The following is an 18,612-nucleotide window of genomic DNA, read 5'->3' on the forward strand; positions in this document are numbered from 1 at the left end:
CTACTCTAGCGGCGCCGCAGCACTTCCAGGCGCACTGGGGCAAGTCCTGCGCGGACCATGCCCAGGGCTTCTGCCGCCCGCAAGGAGAGGTCGATGATCCGACCTGGGATAAAGGGGCCGCGATCGTTGATGCGCACCACTGCCTGGCGGCCATTTTTCAGGTTGGTTACCCGCACCTCGGTCCCGAAGGGCAGAGTAGGGTGGGCTGCCGTCATCTCCTGCCGAGTGGGGTGCAGGTCGTACCAGGAGGCGATCCCTTCCTGCACTCGCTCGACCGTGAAAAGGGGACCCTGCTGAGCTGTCCTTTGCGGCGGCTGAGCAGCGGCCTTGGCAGGTAGAGTGGCAAGCTGCGGCAAGGCGGGAGCGGGGAGAGGAGGGGCATCCAGCAACAGCCGGCGCAGCCTATTGGCGGCCAAAAGGGCGGTATCCACTGGGCGTTGGCTATCCACCAGCAGCACGCCCTCGTCAATGCGCAACAGTTCCTGGTCGTTGACCTGAACGGCATAGAGGGGATCCCCGCCTTGGAACTCCGTCCAAGCTAGGGTGATGGTGGTGTCTTTCAAGGATCCCTGCGCCATTTGGTTGAGCTGGGCCACAAGAGAACTGGCCCGGAGCAGCGGCGGCTCCAAGCGAGGGTGCTCGATAAAGGTGACGATGGGCAAGTCCCGCACATAGACGGTTACTGCCTGCCGCCCGTCCATTGCGTAGGAGTAGAGGGTGGCAATGGGTTGAAGAGCAGACTGCCGCTGTTCGCCAATCTTGAGGATAGGCTCTGCAGGTAGCGGGGAGAAACTTGCCTGAGGGGAAAAGTCCTGCACGTTCAAGGTGCCAAGTTTTGCGGGAAGGGAAGCCTTGGACTGGGGAGCAAAGACCAGATCGGCGGTAGGGGAGAGCGAAGGATTTTCCAGCGCTAACTCTGTTGCGTGGGTGGGGGCGGATCCCCTGCGGGCTGACGCTTGGGCCTTTGCCTCACTCAGCAGGCCCATGGGCCAGCTCAAGGCTGTGACACAGAGACAGCTAACCAAGCCCAGCTTGGGGGCAGGAGCCAGTCCCTGTCCGAGCCATTTTTGAGTTCGCATGAGGCCGCGCTCCTCTTCAACTCGTCCAACTTCCAACGCGAGGGTTAAAACAACGGAAGTTAATGTACCATGGATTTTTGAGGTGACGGGTTTGCCCGCCCAGGCGCAAAAGCCCAAGCCCAGTTATCACAAGGCCTTTTGGCATCTTGGACTACCGATCAGCAGGGGTTGACATCGCTCGCGGACGCGCTTTTGTCCAAGGGATTCGGGAGCGCGTTGAGCGGTTTGGTGCAGGTTCCCCAGGAGTTTTGGGGGGCATTGGCGGCTTTGCCGGCTTGTTTGAGTTGCCAAAGGGCTACCTTGCCCCGGTGCTGGTTGCCGCTGCCGATGGAGTGGGGACCAAGCTGGAGATTGCCCAGCAGTGGGGGCAGCACCGCGGCGTCGGCATCGACCTGGTGGCCATGTGTGTCAACGATGTGCTGACGGTGGGAGCCAGGCCGCTGTTTTTCCTGGACTACATTGCCACTGGCAAGCTGGAGCTGGAAGCCCTTTGGCAAGTCGTCGATGGCATCTTAGCGGGCTGCCAGGAAGCCGGATGCCAACTGCTGGGAGGGGAGACGGCGGAGATGCCGGGATTTTACCTGCCTGGAAAGTACGACCTGGCAGGATTTTGTGTCGGGATCGTGGACAAGGCAGATATCCTAGACACGGCGCGGGTGCAGTTGGGGGATCGGCTGTGGGCCTTGCCCAGCAGCGGCCTCCACAGCAACGGCTTTAGCCTGGTGCGGCACATTGTGGCCGAGCGGCGCTGGCCTTGGGATTACCAACCCCCTGGCTGGGATCGACCGTTGGCAGAGGTGTTTCTCACCCCCACCCGCATCTATGTCCAAGCAGTGCAGAAACTCCAGGCAGCAGGGGTCAAGCTCCACGGCATGGCCCACATCACCGGCGGCGGCATCCCGGAAAACCTGCCCCGTTGTTTGGCTCCAGACCAGGCGGCGCGGATAGAGCCCCACAGTTGGCAAGTTCCGCCGGAGTTTCTCTGGCTGCAGGAACAGGGCCAGGTGGAAACCTTGGAGATGTTTAACACTTTCAACTTGGGGGTGGGCTACGTGCTGGTGATCCCTCCTGAGGAGGAGAATCGGGTGAGATCCTTGCTCCCCGAAGCCTTCCCCATTGGGGAGGTGGTAGCGGCCCGCCCTGGGGAGAGCCGGGTCTTGGGGCTGGAGGAGTGGGGATCCCTGGCGTCTTGAGTCCCCACCAAAAGGGGGATGGGGATCCCCTGTGCTCCTGCTGAGCGTCGCTATGCTAAGTTTGCAGATGGCCTCGGCGTCTGCCTTAGGCCTTCTAGGCCAACAACTGCCGCTAACTCTCTGGGCGAGGAAGCGCCAATGACCGGTTTACCCACGGCTCCAGTAGCCAGAGCTGCCATTGAAGTGGAGCACCTCAGCAAAACCTACGGCCGCTTTACCGCCATCCGCGATATTTCTTTCCAGGTCAATGCCGGCGAGATCATGGGGTTTTTGGGGCCCAACGGCGCTGGCAAGACCACCTCGATGCGCATTTTGGCAGGGTATCTACCTGCTACGGAAGGAACGGCGCGGGTGGCTGGGTTTGATGTGCACGAAAACCCGATGGCGGTGCGGCAGCGCATTGGATATTTGCCGGAAAACCCGCCCCTCTACCCCGATATGACGGTGGAGGCCTACCTGCACTTTGTGGCCCAGATCAAGCGGGTCAGTGCCGGTGACCGACCTAGGCGAGTAGACGAGGTCATCCGCCGCTGCAGTCTGGAAGACAGGCGCCACACCCTTATCCGCAAGCTCTCCAAGGGGTACAAGCAGCGGGTGGGCCTGGCCCAAGCTCTGGTGCACGACCCGCCGGTGATCATCCTCGACGAGCCCACCATTGGGCTGGATCCCAAGCAGATTATCGAAGTGCGCAACCTAATCAAAAGCCTGGCAGGAGAGCACACCATCATCCTCTCCACCCACATCCTGCCGGAGGTAAGCATGACCTGCGACCGGGTGGTGATTATCAACCGCGGCCAGGTGGCGGCTGTCGGCACGCCCGCTGAGCTGACGGCTCAGTTGCAGGATCGGCAGCAGGCAAAGCTGGTGGTGGGGGCAGCCGAGGAAGCGGCCATTCGAGCAGCCCTGCAGAACCTGATGCACGTGGAGGTGGTAAGTGTACAGCCCTTGGCCGCGGATCCCCCTCGCTGGCAGCTGCAGCTCAAGAGCAATGCTTCCGCAGAGGGCTGGATCCCAGAGGTGGCCAGGGCTCTGGTGCAGGCAGGGATCGACCTCTACGAGATTGGCCGTCCTCAGGCTTCTCTGGAAGAAATTTTCCTGCAGCTCACCACCCAAGAGGAAGCAGCAGGCGCGTTGGAGGAAGCGGCATGAACGGCGTGGTTGCCATTTTCCGCAAAGAGCTGCGCGGCTACTTCACCTCCCCCATTGCCTATGTGGTGGCGGCAGTGTTTTGGGGGCTGGCAGGGTTTTTCTTCGTCAACATCTTGGTGCGGGTCATCAATTTTTCCCAGCAGGTGGATCTGTTTGCCCAGTTTGGCCAGGAGAACCCTTTTGATGCTGCCACCATCCTGTCGCAGCAGTTTCTCAATCTGCTGGGCACCCTTTCCTTATTTCTATTGCCCATCTTCACCATGAGCTCCTATGCCGAAGAGCGGCGGCGGGGCACCATGGAGCTGCTGGCCACTTCCCCCATTACCAACCTGGAGGTGGCCCTGGGCAAGTGGCTGGCGGTGTGGGTGTTCTTCATTACCTTGCTGCTGCCGCCGCTGGTTTACCACGTGCTGGTGCTGAGCAGTTCTAACCCAGCAGTGGACTATCGCCTAACCCTGATGGGCTATGTGGGGCTTGCTTTGCTGGCCGGCAGCGTCATGGCTTTGGGGTTGTTCATCTCTTCCCTAACCGACAGCACCCTCATTGCTGCAGTGGCCACCTTTGGGCTCATCCTGCTGCTCTGGGTCATCGACGCTGCAGCGGGCCAGGAAAACACGTGGATTGCCGCTACCCTGCGGCATGTCTCGCTGCTGCAGCAGTACAGCAACTGGGTGCAAGGGATCCTCAGCAGCAGTAGCATCGTCCTTTTCTTCAGCATCATCCTGCTGGGGTTGTTTGCCACGGTGCAAGCGGTGGAAAGCCTGCGCTGGCAGCAGAGCTAGGGTTGTCCTGGGAGGCGTGCGCCGATGAAGGATTGGCGGGTACTTGCAGATTGGACGGGGATCCTTGGGCTGGGCGTCATCGCCATTGGGCTGGTGGTGGGAGCTGTCCTCACGGGCTGGACGGCTGTGCCGCTGAGCCTGCTGGCAGCAGGCCTGGCCCTAGTGGTGGTGTGGGGCCTTACCCACCAACGGGAAGTCGGCGTCTTCCTGGGCCTGCGCTCTACTCAAACCAACGCCAACATCCTGGTGGCGGTGGCGGCTATGGCCGTCATTCTGGTGCTAGTGAATGTGGTGGCGGTGCGCTACGACCTGCGCCTGGATCTCACCGAGGAGGGCCTGTTTACCCTGTCGCCTCAGACCCGGCAACTGGTGCAGGGACTGGCGCAACCTGTTAAAGTCTGGGCGGTAACCACCGCTCCCGATCCCAACCTGCGGGAACAGCTGGAGCGCTACCGCCGCCTCAACCCCGACCGCTTCCAGTTTGAGTTTGTCGATCCCAACCGCGATCCTCTCACCGTCCAGCGGCTGCAGGTAACCCAGAACAACACGCTGGTGGTGGAAGCTGGAAACAGCCGCCAGCAACTGCCCCAGCCACCCGCCCCTGAGTTGGAGAGTAAGCTCACCCCGGTGCTGGCCAAGGTGGTCAACCGCGGCGAGGTGGTGGCCTATTTTGTCCAGGGACATGGGGAAGTAAGCCTGGAAGCTCGAGAGGGCACCCCAACCCTGGCCCAGGCGGTGGCAGCTCTCAAGCAGGAGGGCTATCGAGTAGAGACCTTGAACCTTGTCCAGGCCGAGATCCCCGAGGAGGCAGATGTACTGGTGTTGGCGGGGCCGCAGCGGGCTCTGTTTCCTGGCGAGGTGGAGAAGCTGCAGGACTATCTCGCCAAGGGAGGGCGGCTGCTGGTCTTGATTGGGCCGCGGGTGGATGCCGGCCTGGATCCCTTGCTGCAAGAGTGGGGCGTGGTTCTAAAGGATGACCTCATCCTGGAGGTCAGCAGCATCAGCCAGCTTCTGGGGACAGGGCCAGCCGTAGCCTTGGTTACGGACTACGGGGATCACCCCATCACTGCCCCGCTAGCTGCCCAGCGGCTGATGACCCTTTTCCCTCTAGCTCGCTCGGTGGAAACCCAGGAGCGGCAAGGGATCCAAGCCACCCCTCTGCTGCGCAGCAGCCCCCAGAGTTGGGGGGAAACCAGCCCCAATCTGGAAGGCGGCCCGCTGCAGTTTGAGCCAGATCAAGACAAGCCCGGCCCCCTAACCCTCGGCGTAGCCCTAACCCGCCGCCTAGATAGCGAGAAGAAGGAGTCAGAATCCCAGGAGGCGCCGCCAGAGGCCCGCTTGGTGGTGGTTGGCAATGTCAACTTTGCCCTCAACGGCAACTTGCGGCAGCAGGGCAACCGCGATCTTTTCCTCAACACCCTCAACTGGCTTGCTGAGCGAACGGAACAAATCTCCATCCGCCCCAAGTCCATTACCGACCGCCGTCTCACGTTGACGGAACAAAACTTCCGCTGGCTGATCCTGGGATCAACAGTGCTGCTGCCGCTGGTGGCGTTGGGATCGGGAGCCGTGCTCTGGTGGCAAAGGCGGTAGAGCGGGAGGAGGACAAGCATGTTCAAGCGCAGCACTTGGATTCTCTTGGGCTTGGCAGTGGCTGCTCTTCTGGGGTATTTCCTCCTTGACAGCTTTCAGCAACTGCGCCAGCAGCAGCAGGCGGAGCGGGCGCGGCTCTTCCACTTTGCCCCCGCCGCCCTTGCCCGCCTCGAGATCCGACAGCAGAAAGACAGCCAGCCAGAAGTTATCCTCCTGGAGCGGACCCCGGAAGGAGAAAAGGGATCCCGTTGGCGCATCCGCCAGCCTATCCAGTCAGCGGCGCTGGACTTCCCGGTGGAGCAGTTGCTCAACACCTTCTCCCGCCTCACGCCTCAGCTAACCTTGGAGGAAGCTAACGATCTAGCTGCTTTTGGCCTGGATCAGCCACGCCAGCAGATTGCCCTCTTCCCCAAAGAAGGGGAGCCCTACCGGCTGGCCATCGGCAATGACAACTTCGACGGCTCCGGCTTCTACGCCCAGCCCGAAGGGGGAAAAGTAGTGCTTCTTGCCAGCAGCCAAAAGGGATCCCTGCTGCCTTCCCTCTTGGCTTTGCGGGACAAAACCCTGCTGAGCTTTGATAGGGCAGCGGTGAAGTCTCTCCAAGTGCAACTAGCCGAGGCAGAGGTTGTCCGTTTGCAGCGGCAGGAAGAGACTTGGCAGATCGTCGAGCCCCGGGTGCTGCCTGCTGATGACCTCAATGTCGACCGTCTGCTCAGTACGCTGTCTCGCCTGCAAGCGGTGGAGTTTCCGGCTGAAACCAAGACGGAGCTAGCTTCCTATGGTCTGGAGCAGCCTTCTGCCCAGCTAACCGTTGAGCTTAAGGACGGCAAAACCCTGAGCGTAGCCTTGGGCTCGGAAAAAGAGGGCCAAGTGTACGTCATCACCTCTGAGCACCCGGCGGTGGCTACCCTCCTCACCAGCACTGCCGACATCCTCCGCGCTGACCTAGAGGAGCTGCGGGATCACCGCCTCGCCCGCCTCAACCCCAACCAGGTAGGTCAAGTTACCCTGGAGTTGCTGGAGGAGCGAGTTACCCTCAACCCTCTGCCCCAGGAGAAGGGATCCCTGGAGGTGCGCTGGGAAAACCCAGAACGGCCCGGCCAGGTAGTCAACCTCAGCTCCCTCTTTGCCAGCCTCAACGCTGCCCGCGCCAAGGAGTTCGTGCCCGCAACCGATCCCGAGGCTCAAAAGGCCCTAGCTGCTCCCGACCTTACCCTTGACATTGCACCCAAGCCTGAGACGGAGCAGGAGCCTTTGACCCTGAGCCTAAGCTCTGCTGGCCTGCGGGCCTACGCTCGCAGCAGCCGCCAGCCCGATATCGCCGTGCTTGACCTTAGCACCTTCAACAGCATTGAAACAGAGGTCAAGCGTCTTCTGGAGGAGAAAGGGGCAGAGGAAGGAACGCCAACCCCCACCGCTTCGCCCTAGGAGGGCGGGGCAGCCACCTGGTTTGCCTGGGGCTGGGATCCCTTCTTCAGGGTCTCCCCCTGGATGGTGAGAACTGAGCAGGGGGCGCGGTGGAGCACGTAGTTGCTGACGCTGCCCAAAAACAGCTCGCTCAGCCCAGAGTAGCCACGGCGACCCACCACAATGAGGTCGGCTTTCCAGGAGCGGGCCAAGTTGCAGATAACCCGGCCAGGGCTGCCGTAGCTGAGGTTGCATTCAGCCCGAACTCCCTCCTCAGTCGCTTTTTCCGCCAGCGAGCGCAGATAGTTCATCTGGTTTTGCTCGAAAATGGCGCACTGCTCCCGGTAGGACTGCCACAGCTCGGCACTGAGAGCAGAGCTGTAATCCATGCCCAGAATCATAGGGGGCTCTGGGGCACCGGGCTCTTCCTGAGACAGAACATGGAGGATCATCATCTCGGCCTGCATGGCTTTTGCCACCTGCAGAGCCCCTTGAAATACCCCTTCGCTCAGCTCCGACCGATCCACTGCCACCAGAATCCTTTTGAACATACCGATTTCCTCGACCGCATGAGTCTCTCTTGGCAATAAGGAGCAACCTATCCTCCTGGGGGGCGGGCGAAACCTAAACCCCCTTACCTAGCCAAGTAGGAGATCCCTAGGGCTAGAACGGAACCTCGTCTGGGTTGAGCGGAGGGGCAGCATCTTCTTCCCCAGGCTCCCCGCTTGACTCGCCCATCTCGGTGAGGGAGAGAACGCGAGCAGAGCTGAGTTGATGAATGCGGCGGGCAGTAATCTCCGCCAGCTTTTCCTTGCGTCCATCTCGCTCCACCACATTCATGTGCAGCTGACCCTCTACCGTGATCTGATCCCCCACCCGACAGGTATCCACCACCCGCTGGGCCAGCTCCCCAAAAGAGGAAACCCGCACCTGGTAGGGCGGCTCCTCTGGGCGCAAGCTGGGGAAGCGCAAGAGCAAAGAGGCAACTGCCAAGTTGTCAGGTGTGTAGCGCAGCTCTGGCTCGCTCGCTACCTCCCCCATCAAAACAATCGAGTTCATAACAAAGCCACGGGAAGTTTGCTAGGGCCTTATATTTCTAGTCTGTGCTCTGGCCGGGATTCTGTCGACTCAATCCAGGCGCAGGGTCATGTAGCGCAGGACGTTCTCGTTGATGCGCAGATTCTTCTCCCAGGTGGCCACTGTCTTCGGCTCGGCCTTGTAGTTGACCTGGATGTACAGTCCTTCCTTAAACTTCTTCATCTCAAACCCGGCGAAGCGGCGCTTGCCACGGTTGGTCATTTCTAGCTCAGTTGCCCCGTTTTCTCGCAAGAGGGACTCCTGTTCGCTAAGGAGTTGGGCGAGGGGTTCCTCCGAGAGGTCGGGGCGCACAATCAGCATCGTTTCGTAAGCGCGCGGCATGGAAGCAGGTTCTCCTTGAGAAGCCAACTTGAGGTGCAGTTGACTATCCTAGCTGCTCTTTCTGGAACCGGAAAAGCCACCTCCCCCCTCTGCGGCCAAAAAAGCGGGTAGAGCTCCCGCAAGAGGAGAGCCCTTCTCCGATACAATAGGGGGTGCTTCGATAGCCATAGCTAAGAGACTCTAGGGTTCCAAGGATGAGCGCCGAGGAAGTTTACCAGCGTGTTCGCAAGATTGTGTCCGAGCAGCTGGGAGTGGAAGACGACAAAGTAACCCTGGAAGCCAATTTCCAGAACGACCTAGGGGCTGATAGCCTCGACACAGTCGAGCTGGTCATGGCCTTCGAGGAGGAGTTCGATCTAGAGATCCCCGATGAGGACGCTCAGGGCATTGCCACTGTGCAGGATGCCGTCAACTACATCCTCTCCAAGAAGAAAGCTGCCTAACCTGCGGGAGGATGGGGACCTTCCCCTGATTTAGCGTTGTCTACAGATCCTGCCCTTGCTCCTATGTCCGTTCCACTCCCCTCCAAGCGTCGCGTCGTCATCACGGGGCTGGGGGCAATAACCCCGCTTGGCAATTCTCCTGCTGAGTTTTGGCAGGGCTTGCTGGCAGGGCGCTCTGGCATTGGGCCAATTACCCACTTCGACGCCTCCCGCCACGAGTGCCGCATTGCGGGGGAGGTGAAGGGGTTTGATCCCCTCGACTACCTAGATCGCAAGGATGTCAAGCGCACTGACCGCTTTGTCCACCTGGCGTTGGCTGCCACTCAGCAGGCCCTAGAGGATGCCCAATTTCGGATTACCCATCTCAATGCTGAGCAGGTGGGGGTGGTGCTGGGCAGCGGCATCGGCGGCATCCGGGTCTTGGAAGAGCAGCAGACCATTTATCTCCAGAAAGGGCCAGATCGCTGCAGCCCCTTTATGGTGCCGATGATGATTGCCAATATGGCAGCAGGCCACGTGGCCATTCACTTTGGCGCCAAAGGGCCCAATTTCTGTACGGTAACAGCCTGTGCTTCCGGCTCCAACGCCATTGGTGATGCCTTCCGGCTCCTGCAGCGGGGAGAGGTACAGGCTGTGATTGCGGGGGGTACGGAGGCAGCCGTAACTCCTCTGTCGGTGGCCGGGTTTAGCGCCATGAAAGCTCTTTCCACCCGCAACGATGCCCCGGAGCAGGCCTGCCGGCCCTTTGACCGGGATCGGGATGGCTTTGTCATGGGGGAAGGGGCAGGGATCCTGCTGCTAGAGGAGCTGGAGCATGCTCGCGCCCGCGGCGCCAAGATCTATGCCGAGATCGTCGGCTACGGCCTCACCTGCGACGCCCACCACATCACCAACCCCGCTCCTGCTGGCGAAGGTGCCGCCCGTGCGATGCGGCTAGCCCTTAAAGATGCTGGGATCCAGCCTGACCAGGTGCAGCACATCAACGCCCATGCCACCGGCACGCCGGTGGGGGATGTTGCCGAGGTGCAAGCCATCAGGGCAGTTTTTGGTGAGCATGCCCCTCGCCTAGCCATCAGCGCCACCAAGTCCATGACCGGCCACCTGTTGGGGGGAGCAGGCGGCATTGCCACCGTAGCGACGGCCCTAGCCATCTACCACGGCTGGGTTCCCCCCACCCTCAACTTGGATAACCCCGACCCCGAGTGCGAAGGGCTGGACTTTGTCCCCCATAAGGCGCGGCAGATGGCTGTTGACGTGGCCTTGGTCAACGCCTTCGGATTTGGGGGGCACAACGTGACCCTGGCCCTGCGCCGCTATTCCGCCGACTAGGGGATCTTGCCCATGTCCACCCCCGAAGGCCCCTTGCCCTCGATTCGTCAGCAGGCCCTGGCTGCTCTGACTGCAGAGCTAACCCAAAGAGGCCACCCGCCTGAGTATGCCCAGCACATGGCGGCGGCGGTGATCTTTCAGGCCGATCTGGATCTCTGCACAGCCCAGTTGGCGCGCCTCCTGAGTTGGCTCAAGCAAAACCACCCCAATCTCTATCCAGAGGCAGTGCAACTGGTGGATGCCACCCGCGAGGAGTTTGAGCGGCGAGTTCAAAGGGGGTAGTGGCGGGGATCCCAGCGTTAGGATGGGGAGAGTACCCCTCATTCCTGATTTTGCCGATGGCGCCAAAAAGCGAGGTCGAGGGAGTCCCTGTAATGGCCCCTGCAGAGGCGCCGCACCCTGGGGAAGAAACCCAGCTAGCCGAGCCCGCTGTGGAGGATAGGCCTTTAGGATTGGCTGGGAACGGATCCCTGCTGCTCCAAGTAGGGGGGATGAGTTGTGCTGGCTGCGTCCGGACCGTTGAGCAGCTGCTCCTAAGCCAGCCTGGAGTGGTCAAGGCCAGGGTTAACTTGGTTACCGAGTCGGCCCTTGTGGAATTTGCCCCCGGGATCCAGCCTGACCCAGAGCATCTGGCTCGGATCTTGACAGAGGCGGGGTTTCCCAGCACTTTTCCCCAAAATCAGGCCCCCTTGGCAGCGGGCGAAAAGGCCCTGGACGCGCCCGCGGATCCCCTGGCCCGGCAGCGGCGGCAAACCCAAGACCAGATCCGCCAGGCCCTCGCCGCCGCTTTTTTGCTGCTTGTCTCTGCCGCTAGCCACTTGGATCTGTTCACCCGTTTGGGCTTGCCCGTTCTCAACGACGTCTGGCTGCACTGGGGGTTGGCGACGTTGACTTTTCTTGGCCCAGCTCGGGGCATTGTCCTGGACGGCTGGCGGGCGGCGCGGCGGCTAGCTCCCAACATGAACACGCTAGTTACCCTGGGATCCGGATCCGCCTACCTGGCCAGTTTGGTGGGGCTGTTGGCCCCGCAGGTGGGTTGGGAATGCTTCTTCGACGAGCCGGTGATGCTGCTCAGCTTCATCTTGCTGGGACGGGCGCTGGAACAGCAGAGCCGTCTGCGGGCTGCTAGCAGTTTGCAGGCTTTGGTGAGCCTGTGTCCCACCTCAGCTCGCCGGCTGCGAGCCCAGAAAGGGCTGGGATCCGACTGGGTATCCCAGGAAGGAGAATGGTGCCCCATTGAACAAGTCCAGGTAGGGGATTGGCTGCAGGTGCGCGCTGGCGAACAGATCCCGGTGGATGGAGAGGTTATTGCCGGCCAGGCCATGGTCAACGAGGGCATGCTCACCGGGGAATCCCTACCCGTGCTCAAACAGCCAGGGGATCCGGTTGTGGCCGGGACGGTCAACCAATCGGGAGTGCTGCTGTGTCGGTCTACGCGCACTGGGAAAGACACCATCCTGGCTCAGATTATCCGGCTAGTGGAGGAAGCCCAAGCCCGCAAGGCCCCCATCCAGGGCCTGGCCGACCGCGTGGCCGGCTACTTCACCTACGGCGTAGTGGCGCTGGCCCTTCTCACCTTCGCCTTCTGGTACTGGATCGGGATCCCTCTTTGGGGAAGCGAGATCCTGATGGGAGTTGGCCTCCACTCCTACCTGCACCTGGGGGATCACCCCCCTCCTTCAACTCCCCTGCTCCTCAGCCTTAAGCTGGCCATCTCGGTGCTAGTGGTGGCCTGCCCCTGTGCGTTGGGATTGGCCACGCCGACAGCCATTCTGGTAGGCACCGGCCTGGGAGCGGAGCGGGGACTGCTCATCCGCGGGGGCGACGTCCTGGAGAAGACTCACCGCTTGCAAACAGTCGTCTTCGACAAAACCGGCACCCTCACCCAGGGGGATCCGCACCTGACGGATTGCCTTGCCCTCGACCCCTCCCTGGATCCGGCTCGGCTGCTGCAGCTGGCGGCCACCGTGGAAAGCGGCACTTGCCATCCTCTAGCCCAAGCCATCCTGGGAGCCGCCCGCGAGCAAGGACTGCCCCTGCTTTCTGCCGACGAGTTTTACACCCAGGCGGGAGTGGGAGCCTCGGCGCGGGTGGAAGGAAAGCAGGTTATCTTGGCCTCCCTCGAGGGGCTGGCTACCCTGGGGATCCCGATTTCCCCTCCAGCGCAGGCCCAAGCCGAGGTGTTGCTGCAAGCTGGCAAAACGGTGGTGGGCGTGGCTGTAGAGGGATCCCTGGCAGGGCTGCTGGCGGCCCAGGATCCCTTGCGGCCTGATGCCCAGGCAACGCTGCAACAGCTCCAGAAAATGGGCCTACAGGTGGTCTTACTGACTGGGGATCGAGCCGAGGTGGCTCACCAGGTGGCCCAAGCTTTGCAGGTGCCAGGGATCCGCGTCATCGCCGAGGTGCAGCCAGCCGACAAGGCTCAAGTCATCCGAGATCTGCAGGCTCAGGGCCAGAGAGTTGCCATGGTGGGCGATGGCATCAACGATGCACCGGCTTTAGCCCAGGCCGATGTGGGCATTGCCCTGCACTCTGCTACTGCTGCCGCTCTGGAGACTGCCGATATCATCCTCATGCGCAACCGCCTCTGGGACGTAGTGGAAGCCATCCGTCTCAGCCGCGCCACCTTTCACAAGATCCAGCAAAACCTCCTCTGGGCTATTGGCTACAACCTGCTGGGGATCCCGCTGGCAGCAGGGGTGCTCCTGCCCGCCTTTGGCATTGGCCTGAGCCCGGCAATGGCTGGGGGTCTCATGGCCTTGAGCTCCCTCAGTGTAACCCTCAATTCGATTCTCTTGAGGAGAACATTTGTGCCCTGTGAATTTTCGAGTAGCTATAGCTAAAAAGTGTTAGAGGCTGCGAACAACCGAACATTGATTGTTAAATATTTGTTAATCTTCCGAGTTTTTACCGAGCTTCTGACATAGCAACTGCTGCATACAAGTTAGGAAAATTTAGCAAGTTCGACTAACTCTGACTAAAAAATGTATCAGCTTTAATCTTTTGCAACCTGGGCTTATGTAAGTCCAGACTAGCCCATGAGGGCACGCTTTGGTTTTTTGCCTAACAGAGCAAGATCCGTGAAAACACTGGAGAAACTGATCCTAGAGGGGCAAGGGGAGTAAAAGTATGGCAATGCTAGGGGATCTTCAGGAATTCTCCCTGAGCGACCTATTGCATTTGATGGAGAAGGGTAAGAAATCGGGGCAATTGTCTGTCTGGGCGCCCAATGGTATCTACCGCATCTGGCTTTATCGAGGCCGGGTGATTGCCGCTTTGCCCCCTGAAGAGAAGCATCGCTTGGAAAACCTGCTGACTGGCTCTAGGCTAGTGGACAGCCAGGTGATTAGCCAGTTGGTTGCCAGGAGTCTGGAGGAACCTCTGGGGCGTTGCCTGCAGCAGCAAGGGTTGATCTCCCCTGTAGATTTGGTCAAGCTCTTTCGCCATCAACTGCAAGTGGGGCTCTACTGCCTCTTTGCCTTGGAAGCGGGCCAGTTCAGCTTCTTACCCAACGTACCGTTGCCCTATCAAGAGATGACTGGCTTAAGCAAGGAGGCTTCGGCCGTAGTTTTGGAAGGGCTGCAGCAGCTGAAGCAGGATCAACGTCGGGAAGAAAACTTGCCCCAACCAGATAGCTACTTCTGGCGCACCAGCCTTGAGCTTCCTCTATTGAGCAAGCCTACCTTGAGGTGGCCTACAACGCTGTGCAACAGGAAACGGGTATGAGCGAGGCCTTGTTTAAACGCTTGATCGCTACCGGAGCTAGCAGTTTAGCTTCTTCCTAACCAATTGGGTTTGAGCGGGCTGGTCTTTGGTGGGGGGAAGCTAACTGTGGACAATATTCTCCGCATTGTTGTCACCGGGCCCGTGGGCGCTGGAAAGTCCACCTTTATTCGCACCATCAGCGAGATAGAGGTGGTCGACACCGATTGCAAGGCCACCGATGAGGTGGCAGAGCTAAAGCAAAGCACAACGGTCAGCATGGACTTTGGCCGCCTGAGAATTGGCGAAGAGGAAGAAGAGATGTGGCTGCATCTCTACGGCACGCCCGGCCAGGCCCGCTTTAGCTTTATGTGGGATATTTTAATCCAGCGCGCTCATGGCTACGTTCTTCTGGTGCCTGCCCACCTGCCTGGCCAGTTTCGCAATGCCCAGGCCATTCAAGCCTTTATGAGGTCCAGAACCCATGCTCCCTCAGTTATTGGGATCACCCACGTCGATCACCCCAATGCCTGGGATCCGGAAGACATTTTGCTGATCCTGAACAACCAAGACGGCTCAATTCCCCACACGACCTTAAATGCTCAAGAGCCGGCTTCTGTGGCCAACACGCTGCTCCTATTGGTTGAGCAACTGATGCCCCAGGTGGTTGTCCCAGCAGAAGATGCTAAGAAATGTTAAGCTAGGGGGAGTTGGGTCAGCTAAGTCTTATGGAGTCCCTCTACCTCAGCGGCGAGTTTTCCCGTAGCCTTGTCAACCCCCCTATCTACTCGGCCATTGCCCTGCTCAGCTTCTTTGCTATTATTTTCGGCATCATCTTTAAAGACAAGTTGGAATACCAGGTAGCCCTTTGGCAGCAGAACCGAGAGGGCCAGGGGCAGATCCGCTACCGCACGCCGGGGATCATCCTCAGCTACACCCTCTGCAATCTGTTTGCCTTTGGCTTTGTAGCTGCCTGTTTACACGTTTTTGGCCTATCTCTGGCTTTGGCGGCCTTGGTCGGCGGGATCCTTGTCTTCAGCACAGCAGGACTGATCTGGTGGCGGCTGGGATCCCTGCTGGAGCTGTTGGCAGTGGGGGGATCCCAAGCCATTGAACTCGACTTTTTGGATGCTGAGGCAGCGGTAGAAGGAGAATAGCAGCTTCTGGGCTCTCGCCAGGCGGCCAGAAAGGCGGCGGAGGTTATCACCCAAGCGAGAAATGGACGCGGCAGGCAGCTTTGCTACGCTGGTAGCTGGGTCGGTTGCCGGACTGACACCGATAGTTCATCTAAACACCTAGCCCAGCTAGCCCAGTATTGATGCAGAACTTTTGGCAGGCCGTTGCCCAGCACCTCTCTGAAGCCACAGGGGATCCCTTGCATCCTCTACACTACCGTCCCCTGGGCGGTGGCAGCATCAACGCCGCCTACCAGCTTTCCTGTGTGCTTCAGGCTTCTTCTGGCCAGGAAAGACGGGACTACTTTGTCAAGGTGGCGGGGGGGGGAGGAGAAAGAGCGCTGGAGATGTTTGCGGCAGAGGCGGCGGGCCTGCAAACCTTGGCGGCGGCCAATGCCGTGCGGGTGCCACAGCCGATTGCCTGGGGATCCTTTGATGGGCAGGCTTACCTGGTGCTGGAATACCTGGAGCTGAGTTCGCCCCGCCCCCAAACGGGAAGTTTGCTGGGATCCCAGTTGGCCCAGTTGCACCGCACGCTCTCCCCCAACGGCAACTACGGCTGGGATCGCAACAACACCATTGGTTCGACGCCGCAGATCAACAGTTGGCGGCAGAACTGGGTGGACTTCTACCGAGAACAGCGACTTCTCTACCAGGTCAAGCTGGCTTGTCAGCGGGGTTACCGCGGCGCCTGGGTGACGCAAGCCGAGCGGGTAATGGCGGAGCTAGAGACTTTCTTTCGCCACTACCGGCCCGTCCCGTCTCTGCTACACGGGGATCTCTGGGGCGGCAACTACGGCGCCTTGCCCGATGGCTCGCCGGTAATTTTTGACCCAGCCACCTACTACGGGGATCGGGAGACGGATCTGGCGATGACTGAGCTTTTTGGCGGCTTCCCGGCGGAGTTCTACCGGGCCTATCAAGAGGCCTATCCCCTGGACGAGGGGTATCCTCACCGCAAACCTCTTTACCAGCTCTACCACTGGCTCAACCATCTCAACTTGTTTGGAGAGGGCTACCTGGGCTCAGTGCAGCGGGCCTTGCAGCAATGCCTACGCTTTCTTGCATAGTCTTGTTCTACTCCCTCGCCTACGCTTAGTTACTGGGATAGCCAGCGGCAGCTAGCGGCTCTTCTCTGGCGCCGCTTCCCCAGCCATGACCACAGCCCCCATATCCCCCAGCAGGCGAGACTGGTTGCGCAATATCCCCAATAGGTTCAGCCGGTTGGCTCGCAGGCTGGGATCCGGATCCATGACCAAAACCGCCTCGAAGAAACGATCCACTGCAGGGGCTGCTGCCTGTAGGCTCTCCACCAGTGGGGTAAAGTCTCCTTGGCAAGCTGGCCCCACGCCCAGCCGGTAAACCCTTTGACAAGCTTCGTACAGCTCCTGTTCTGCCGTCTCCTGAAACAGCCTAGGATTCACTGCAGTCGCCGGATCCAACACGGCGTAGTCCAAGTTCCCTTGGGTGGCCAGGCGGGCGCAGCGGTTGAGGGTGGGGTAGAGATCTGCCAACTCTCCAGTCGCTCGCAGATGCTGCAGGTACTCGGCCCGCAGCAGGGTGAGAGGCAGGTTGCTCAAAGCCCGCAAGGTCAGTTCCGCTTTCTGGGGCTCCTTGCCATGGACAGACTCAGGATCCCCGACCACGGCTCTGACCAAGTCGTAGTCAATTCGCTTTTCCTCCTGCAGAAGGATTTGCAGCCGCTGGGCAAGAAACTCCTGCAAGGCCTTTAAGGTCCTTTCGTCTCCCGCCGCGTAGTCCCGCACCACCTGGCGCAGGAGCTCATTGACATCCAACCTCCAGTCAGCCTCCCAGGCAATCAATACCAGGCTGTTGGCAGCCCGCCGCAGGGCAAAGCGATCCGAAGAGCCCGTAGGGATCTGCCCCAGGTGGAACATGCCCACCAGGGTGTCTAGGCGATCTGCCCAGCCCACGACCCGCCCGGTCAAAGAGGTGGGCAGAGCCTCCCCTGCCCCCAAAGGCCAGTAGTGCTGCTCGATCCCTTCGGCCACGGCTTCCGGCTCGCCGTCCTGGCGGGCGTACTCGGCGCCCATGATCCCCTGCAGCTCTGGGAACTCGTACACCATTTGGGTAACCAAATCTGCCTTGCACAGGTAAGCCGTGCGATTCACCAAGGCCTGCTCTTGGGGATCCAAGTTCAAGGCAGTGGCAATGAGGCGGCTGATGTGGCGGATGCGCTCTACTTTGTCGCGCATCGATCCCAGCCCCTCGGCAAAGGTAACCGCCTGGAGACGTTCCACTCGCTGGGCCAAGGGGAGGCGGCGATCCTCCTCGTAGAAAAAGCGGGCATCGGCCAAGCGGGCCCGCACCACACGGCTGTTGCCTGCCGCAATCCGCTCCGCTTGCCGGGGGTCGCCGTTGGAGATGGTGATGAAGTAGGGCAGCAGTTTTTCCGGATCCCGCCCATCCCGCACGGGAAAGTAGCGCTGGTGGGCAATCATCACCGTTTCAATGACCGCAGGGGGCAAGCGCAAAAACTCCGGCTCAAAGCGCCCCAGAACTGCCGTTGGCCACTCCACCAACTGCACCACCTCCTGCAGCAGAGCAGAGGGGATCTGGGCCTGCCCGTTCACCTGCTTGGCTAGCCGGGTCACCTCCGCCTGGATGTGCGCTGCCCGCGCTGCCGGGTCGGGGTTTACCCCTGCTGCTTGCATCTGCTGAACGTAGCTCTCGGCCCGCTCCAAGACGACCTGCGGGGATCCCAAGACGCGGTGGCCACGGCTTACCCGACCAGCCACTAAGCCCAACGGAGGATTGCCGTCAGGGGTAGGCCAGAGCAGAGGCAGCACCTGATCGTCCCAGAGGGAGACCAGCCAGCGGATGGGGCGGGGAAACTTGAACTCCCCGTAGCCCCAGCGCATCAGCCGCTTGCCGCTCAAGGAGGTGATCCAGGTGGGCGCCAATTCCTGGAGCACCGCTGCTGTTGGACGTCCCTGCACCCGCTGCACGGCAAAGACAAAGGAGCCCTTCCCCACCTGCCGGATCTCTAGGCTGGCGGGATCCACCCCCTGTTTCTGGGCAAACTTTTCCCCGGCAGGGGTAAGCCGGCCGTCTTGGTAGGCCACCTGAACTGGCGGCCCCTTCACCTCCAGAAGGCGATCCGGCTGTTGGGTGGGCAGCCCCTGCAGCAGAACTGCCAGGCGCCGCGGCGTGCCGAAAAGCTGCATCTGCTCGGCCTGCAGATGGGCTTCTGCCAAAGAGGCCGGGATCCCCGTCCTCCACTGCTCTAGGGCCGAATCCACAAAACTAGCTGGCAGCTCCTCACAGCCAACTTCCAGCAAATAGGCAACCATAGGCTCCGCCCGGCGTAGCGACGTCTT

The 18,612-nt window shown here is 60.5% G+C and carries 18 protein-coding genes; 13 read left to right on the top strand and 5 right to left on the bottom strand.

What is annotated here, in order from left to right:
- Nucleotides 1–5: 5 nt before the first annotated feature.
- Entirely contained in the window at nucleotides 6–986 is a 981-nt protein-coding gene (locus NW808_RS01070; protein ID WP_414419995.1) for a septal ring lytic transglycosylase RlpA family protein, read from the bottom strand.
- A 239-nt stretch (nucleotides 987–1,225) separates the two neighbouring features.
- Here NW808_RS01070 and purM point away from each other — a divergent pair, with 239 nt between their 5' ends.
- The 5 genes from purM (at nucleotide 1,226) to NW808_RS01095 (ending at nucleotide 7,224) form a co-directional block, all read left to right on the top strand.
- Entirely contained in the window at nucleotides 1,226–2,272 is a 1,047-nt protein-coding gene (purM, locus tag NW808_RS01075; RefSeq protein WP_414419996.1) for a phosphoribosylformylglycinamidine cyclo-ligase, read from the top strand.
- Nucleotides 2,273–2,410: 138 nt separating this feature from the next.
- Entirely contained in the window at nucleotides 2,411–3,421 is a 1,011-nt protein-coding gene (locus NW808_RS01080; RefSeq protein WP_414419997.1) for an ABC transporter ATP-binding protein, read from the top strand.
- Nucleotides 3,418–4,203, top strand: a complete 786-nt coding sequence (locus NW808_RS01085) for an ABC transporter permease (RefSeq protein WP_414419998.1) — start codon at nucleotides 3,418–3,420, stop codon at nucleotides 4,201–4,203. Before NW808_RS01080 ends, NW808_RS01085 begins: the two co-directional genes overlap by 4 nt.
- Nucleotides 4,204–4,227: 24 nt before the next feature.
- The gene (locus NW808_RS01090; protein ID WP_414419999.1) at nucleotides 4,228–5,796 is read left to right on the top strand and encodes a GldG family protein; all 1,569 of its coding nucleotides are present in this window, start codon (nucleotides 4,228–4,230) and stop codon (nucleotides 5,794–5,796) included.
- Between the two features lie 18 nt (nucleotides 5,797–5,814).
- The gene (locus tag NW808_RS01095; protein ID WP_414420000.1) at nucleotides 5,815–7,224 is read left to right on the top strand and encodes a DUF4340 domain-containing protein; all 1,410 of its coding nucleotides are present in this window, start codon (nucleotides 5,815–5,817) and stop codon (nucleotides 7,222–7,224) included.
- Here the strand turns inward: NW808_RS01095 and NW808_RS01100 are convergent.
- From NW808_RS01100 to rpsF, 3 genes are all read right to left on the bottom strand, one after another.
- A complete protein-coding gene (locus tag NW808_RS01100; protein ID WP_414420001.1) occupies nucleotides 7,221–7,754 on the bottom strand; it encodes a universal stress protein in 534 nt (177 codons plus the stop codon). The two genes, NW808_RS01095 and NW808_RS01100, sit on opposite strands and share 4 nt — an antisense overlap.
- A 112-nt stretch (nucleotides 7,755–7,866) precedes the next feature.
- Complete coding sequence (locus NW808_RS01105) at nucleotides 7,867–8,262, bottom strand: single-stranded DNA-binding protein (protein ID WP_414411225.1); 396 nt, start codon at nucleotides 8,260–8,262, stop codon at nucleotides 7,867–7,869.
- Between the two features lie 69 nt (nucleotides 8,263–8,331).
- Nucleotides 8,332–8,622, bottom strand: coding sequence for a 30S ribosomal protein S6 (gene rpsF, locus NW808_RS01110; protein WP_414420002.1), 291 nt, complete (start codon nucleotides 8,620–8,622; stop codon nucleotides 8,332–8,334).
- Nucleotides 8,623–8,816: 194 nt separating this feature from the next.
- Here rpsF and NW808_RS01115 point away from each other — a divergent pair, with 194 nt between their 5' ends.
- The 8 genes from NW808_RS01115 to NW808_RS01150 all read left to right on the top strand — a co-directional run bounded on the left by NW808_RS01115 (nucleotide 8,817) and on the right by NW808_RS01150 (nucleotide 16,341).
- On the top strand, nucleotides 8,817–9,065 hold the full coding sequence (locus NW808_RS01115) for an acyl carrier protein (protein WP_414393674.1): 249 nt from the start codon (nucleotides 8,817–8,819) through the stop codon (nucleotides 9,063–9,065).
- 63 nt (nucleotides 9,066–9,128) lie between these two features.
- Nucleotides 9,129–10,394, top strand: a complete 1,266-nt coding sequence (fabF, locus tag NW808_RS01120) for a beta-ketoacyl-ACP synthase II (protein WP_414410485.1) — start codon at nucleotides 9,129–9,131, stop codon at nucleotides 10,392–10,394.
- Nucleotides 10,395–10,406: 12 nt separating this feature from the next.
- Entirely contained in the window at nucleotides 10,407–10,676 is a 270-nt protein-coding gene (locus tag NW808_RS01125; protein WP_414393669.1) for a hypothetical protein, read from the top strand.
- Nucleotides 10,677–10,768: 92 nt separating this feature from the next.
- Nucleotides 10,769–13,237: a heavy metal translocating P-type ATPase gene (locus tag NW808_RS01130; RefSeq protein ID WP_414420003.1), complete on the top strand. Its 2,469-nt coding sequence runs from the start codon at nucleotides 10,769–10,771 to the stop codon at nucleotides 13,235–13,237.
- Between the two features lie 286 nt (nucleotides 13,238–13,523).
- Nucleotides 13,524–14,120, top strand: a complete 597-nt coding sequence (locus tag NW808_RS01135; protein ID WP_414410483.1) for a DUF4388 domain-containing protein — start codon at nucleotides 13,524–13,526, stop codon at nucleotides 14,118–14,120.
- Between the two features lie 105 nt (nucleotides 14,121–14,225).
- Nucleotides 14,226–14,795: a GTP-binding protein gene (locus NW808_RS01140; protein ID WP_414410482.1), complete on the top strand. Its 570-nt coding sequence runs from the start codon at nucleotides 14,226–14,228 to the stop codon at nucleotides 14,793–14,795.
- Nucleotides 14,796–14,824: 29 nt separating this feature from the next.
- Nucleotides 14,825–15,253 (top strand): hypothetical protein, encoded by a 429-nt coding sequence (locus NW808_RS01145; RefSeq protein ID WP_414393658.1) that lies wholly within the window; start codon nucleotides 14,825–14,827, stop codon nucleotides 15,251–15,253.
- Nucleotides 15,254–15,414: 161 nt separating this feature from the next.
- Entirely contained in the window at nucleotides 15,415–16,341 is a 927-nt protein-coding gene (locus NW808_RS01150; RefSeq protein WP_414420004.1) for a fructosamine kinase family protein, read from the top strand.
- Nucleotides 16,342–16,392: 51 nt separating this feature from the next.
- On the opposite strand, the gene glyS is transcribed toward NW808_RS01150, so the two are convergent.
- A complete protein-coding gene (gene glyS / locus NW808_RS01155) occupies nucleotides 16,393–18,585 on the bottom strand; it encodes a glycine--tRNA ligase subunit beta (protein ID WP_414420005.1) in 2,193 nt (730 codons plus the stop codon).
- Nucleotides 18,586–18,612 lie beyond the last annotated feature (27 nt).

Origin of the sequence: Synechococcus sp. W70.1, from assembly GCF_047461515.1 — a bacterium.
In the GTDB taxonomy this organism is placed as follows: Bacteria; Cyanobacteriota; Cyanobacteriia; order Thermostichales; family Thermostichaceae; genus Thermostichus.

What these genes read in the sequence shown, in the direction of transcription:
- glyS (WP_414420005.1), bottom strand. Translation starts at nt 18,585, where the DNA reads ATGGTTGCCTATTTGCTGGAAGTTGGCTGTGAGGAGCTGCCAGCTAGT.
- NW808_RS01080 (WP_414419997.1), top strand. Translation starts at nt 2,411, where the DNA reads ATGACCGGTTTACCCACGGCTCCAGTAGCCAGAGCTGCCATTGAAGTG.
- rpsF (WP_414420002.1), bottom strand. Translation starts at nt 8,622, where the DNA reads ATGCCGCGCGCTTACGAAACGATGCTGATTGTGCGCCCCGACCTCTCG.
- NW808_RS01085 (WP_414419998.1), top strand. Translation starts at nt 3,418, where the DNA reads ATGAACGGCGTGGTTGCCATTTTCCGCAAAGAGCTGCGCGGCTACTTC.
- NW808_RS01150 (WP_414420004.1), top strand. Translation starts at nt 15,415, where the DNA reads ATGCAGAACTTTTGGCAGGCCGTTGCCCAGCACCTCTCTGAAGCCACA.
- NW808_RS01105 (WP_414411225.1), bottom strand. Translation starts at nt 8,262, where the DNA reads ATGAACTCGATTGTTTTGATGGGGGAGGTAGCGAGCGAGCCAGAGCTG.
- NW808_RS01115 (WP_414393674.1), top strand. Translation starts at nt 8,817, where the DNA reads ATGAGCGCCGAGGAAGTTTACCAGCGTGTTCGCAAGATTGTGTCCGAG.
- NW808_RS01135 (WP_414410483.1), top strand. Translation starts at nt 13,524, where the DNA reads ATGGCAATGCTAGGGGATCTTCAGGAATTCTCCCTGAGCGACCTATTG.
- NW808_RS01100 (WP_414420001.1), bottom strand. Translation starts at nt 7,754, where the DNA reads ATGTTCAAAAGGATTCTGGTGGCAGTGGATCGGTCGGAGCTGAGCGAA.
- NW808_RS01090 (WP_414419999.1), top strand. Translation starts at nt 4,228, where the DNA reads ATGAAGGATTGGCGGGTACTTGCAGATTGGACGGGGATCCTTGGGCTG.
- NW808_RS01095 (WP_414420000.1), top strand. Translation starts at nt 5,815, where the DNA reads ATGTTCAAGCGCAGCACTTGGATTCTCTTGGGCTTGGCAGTGGCTGCT.
- NW808_RS01145 (WP_414393658.1), top strand. Translation starts at nt 14,825, where the DNA reads ATGGAGTCCCTCTACCTCAGCGGCGAGTTTTCCCGTAGCCTTGTCAAC.
- NW808_RS01070 (WP_414419995.1), bottom strand. Translation starts at nt 986, where the DNA reads ATGGGCCTGCTGAGTGAGGCAAAGGCCCAAGCGTCAGCCCGCAGGGGA.
- NW808_RS01125 (WP_414393669.1), top strand. Translation starts at nt 10,407, where the DNA reads ATGTCCACCCCCGAAGGCCCCTTGCCCTCGATTCGTCAGCAGGCCCTG.
- fabF (WP_414410485.1), top strand. Translation starts at nt 9,129, where the DNA reads ATGTCCGTTCCACTCCCCTCCAAGCGTCGCGTCGTCATCACGGGGCTG.
- NW808_RS01130 (WP_414420003.1), top strand. Translation starts at nt 10,769, where the DNA reads ATGGCCCCTGCAGAGGCGCCGCACCCTGGGGAAGAAACCCAGCTAGCC.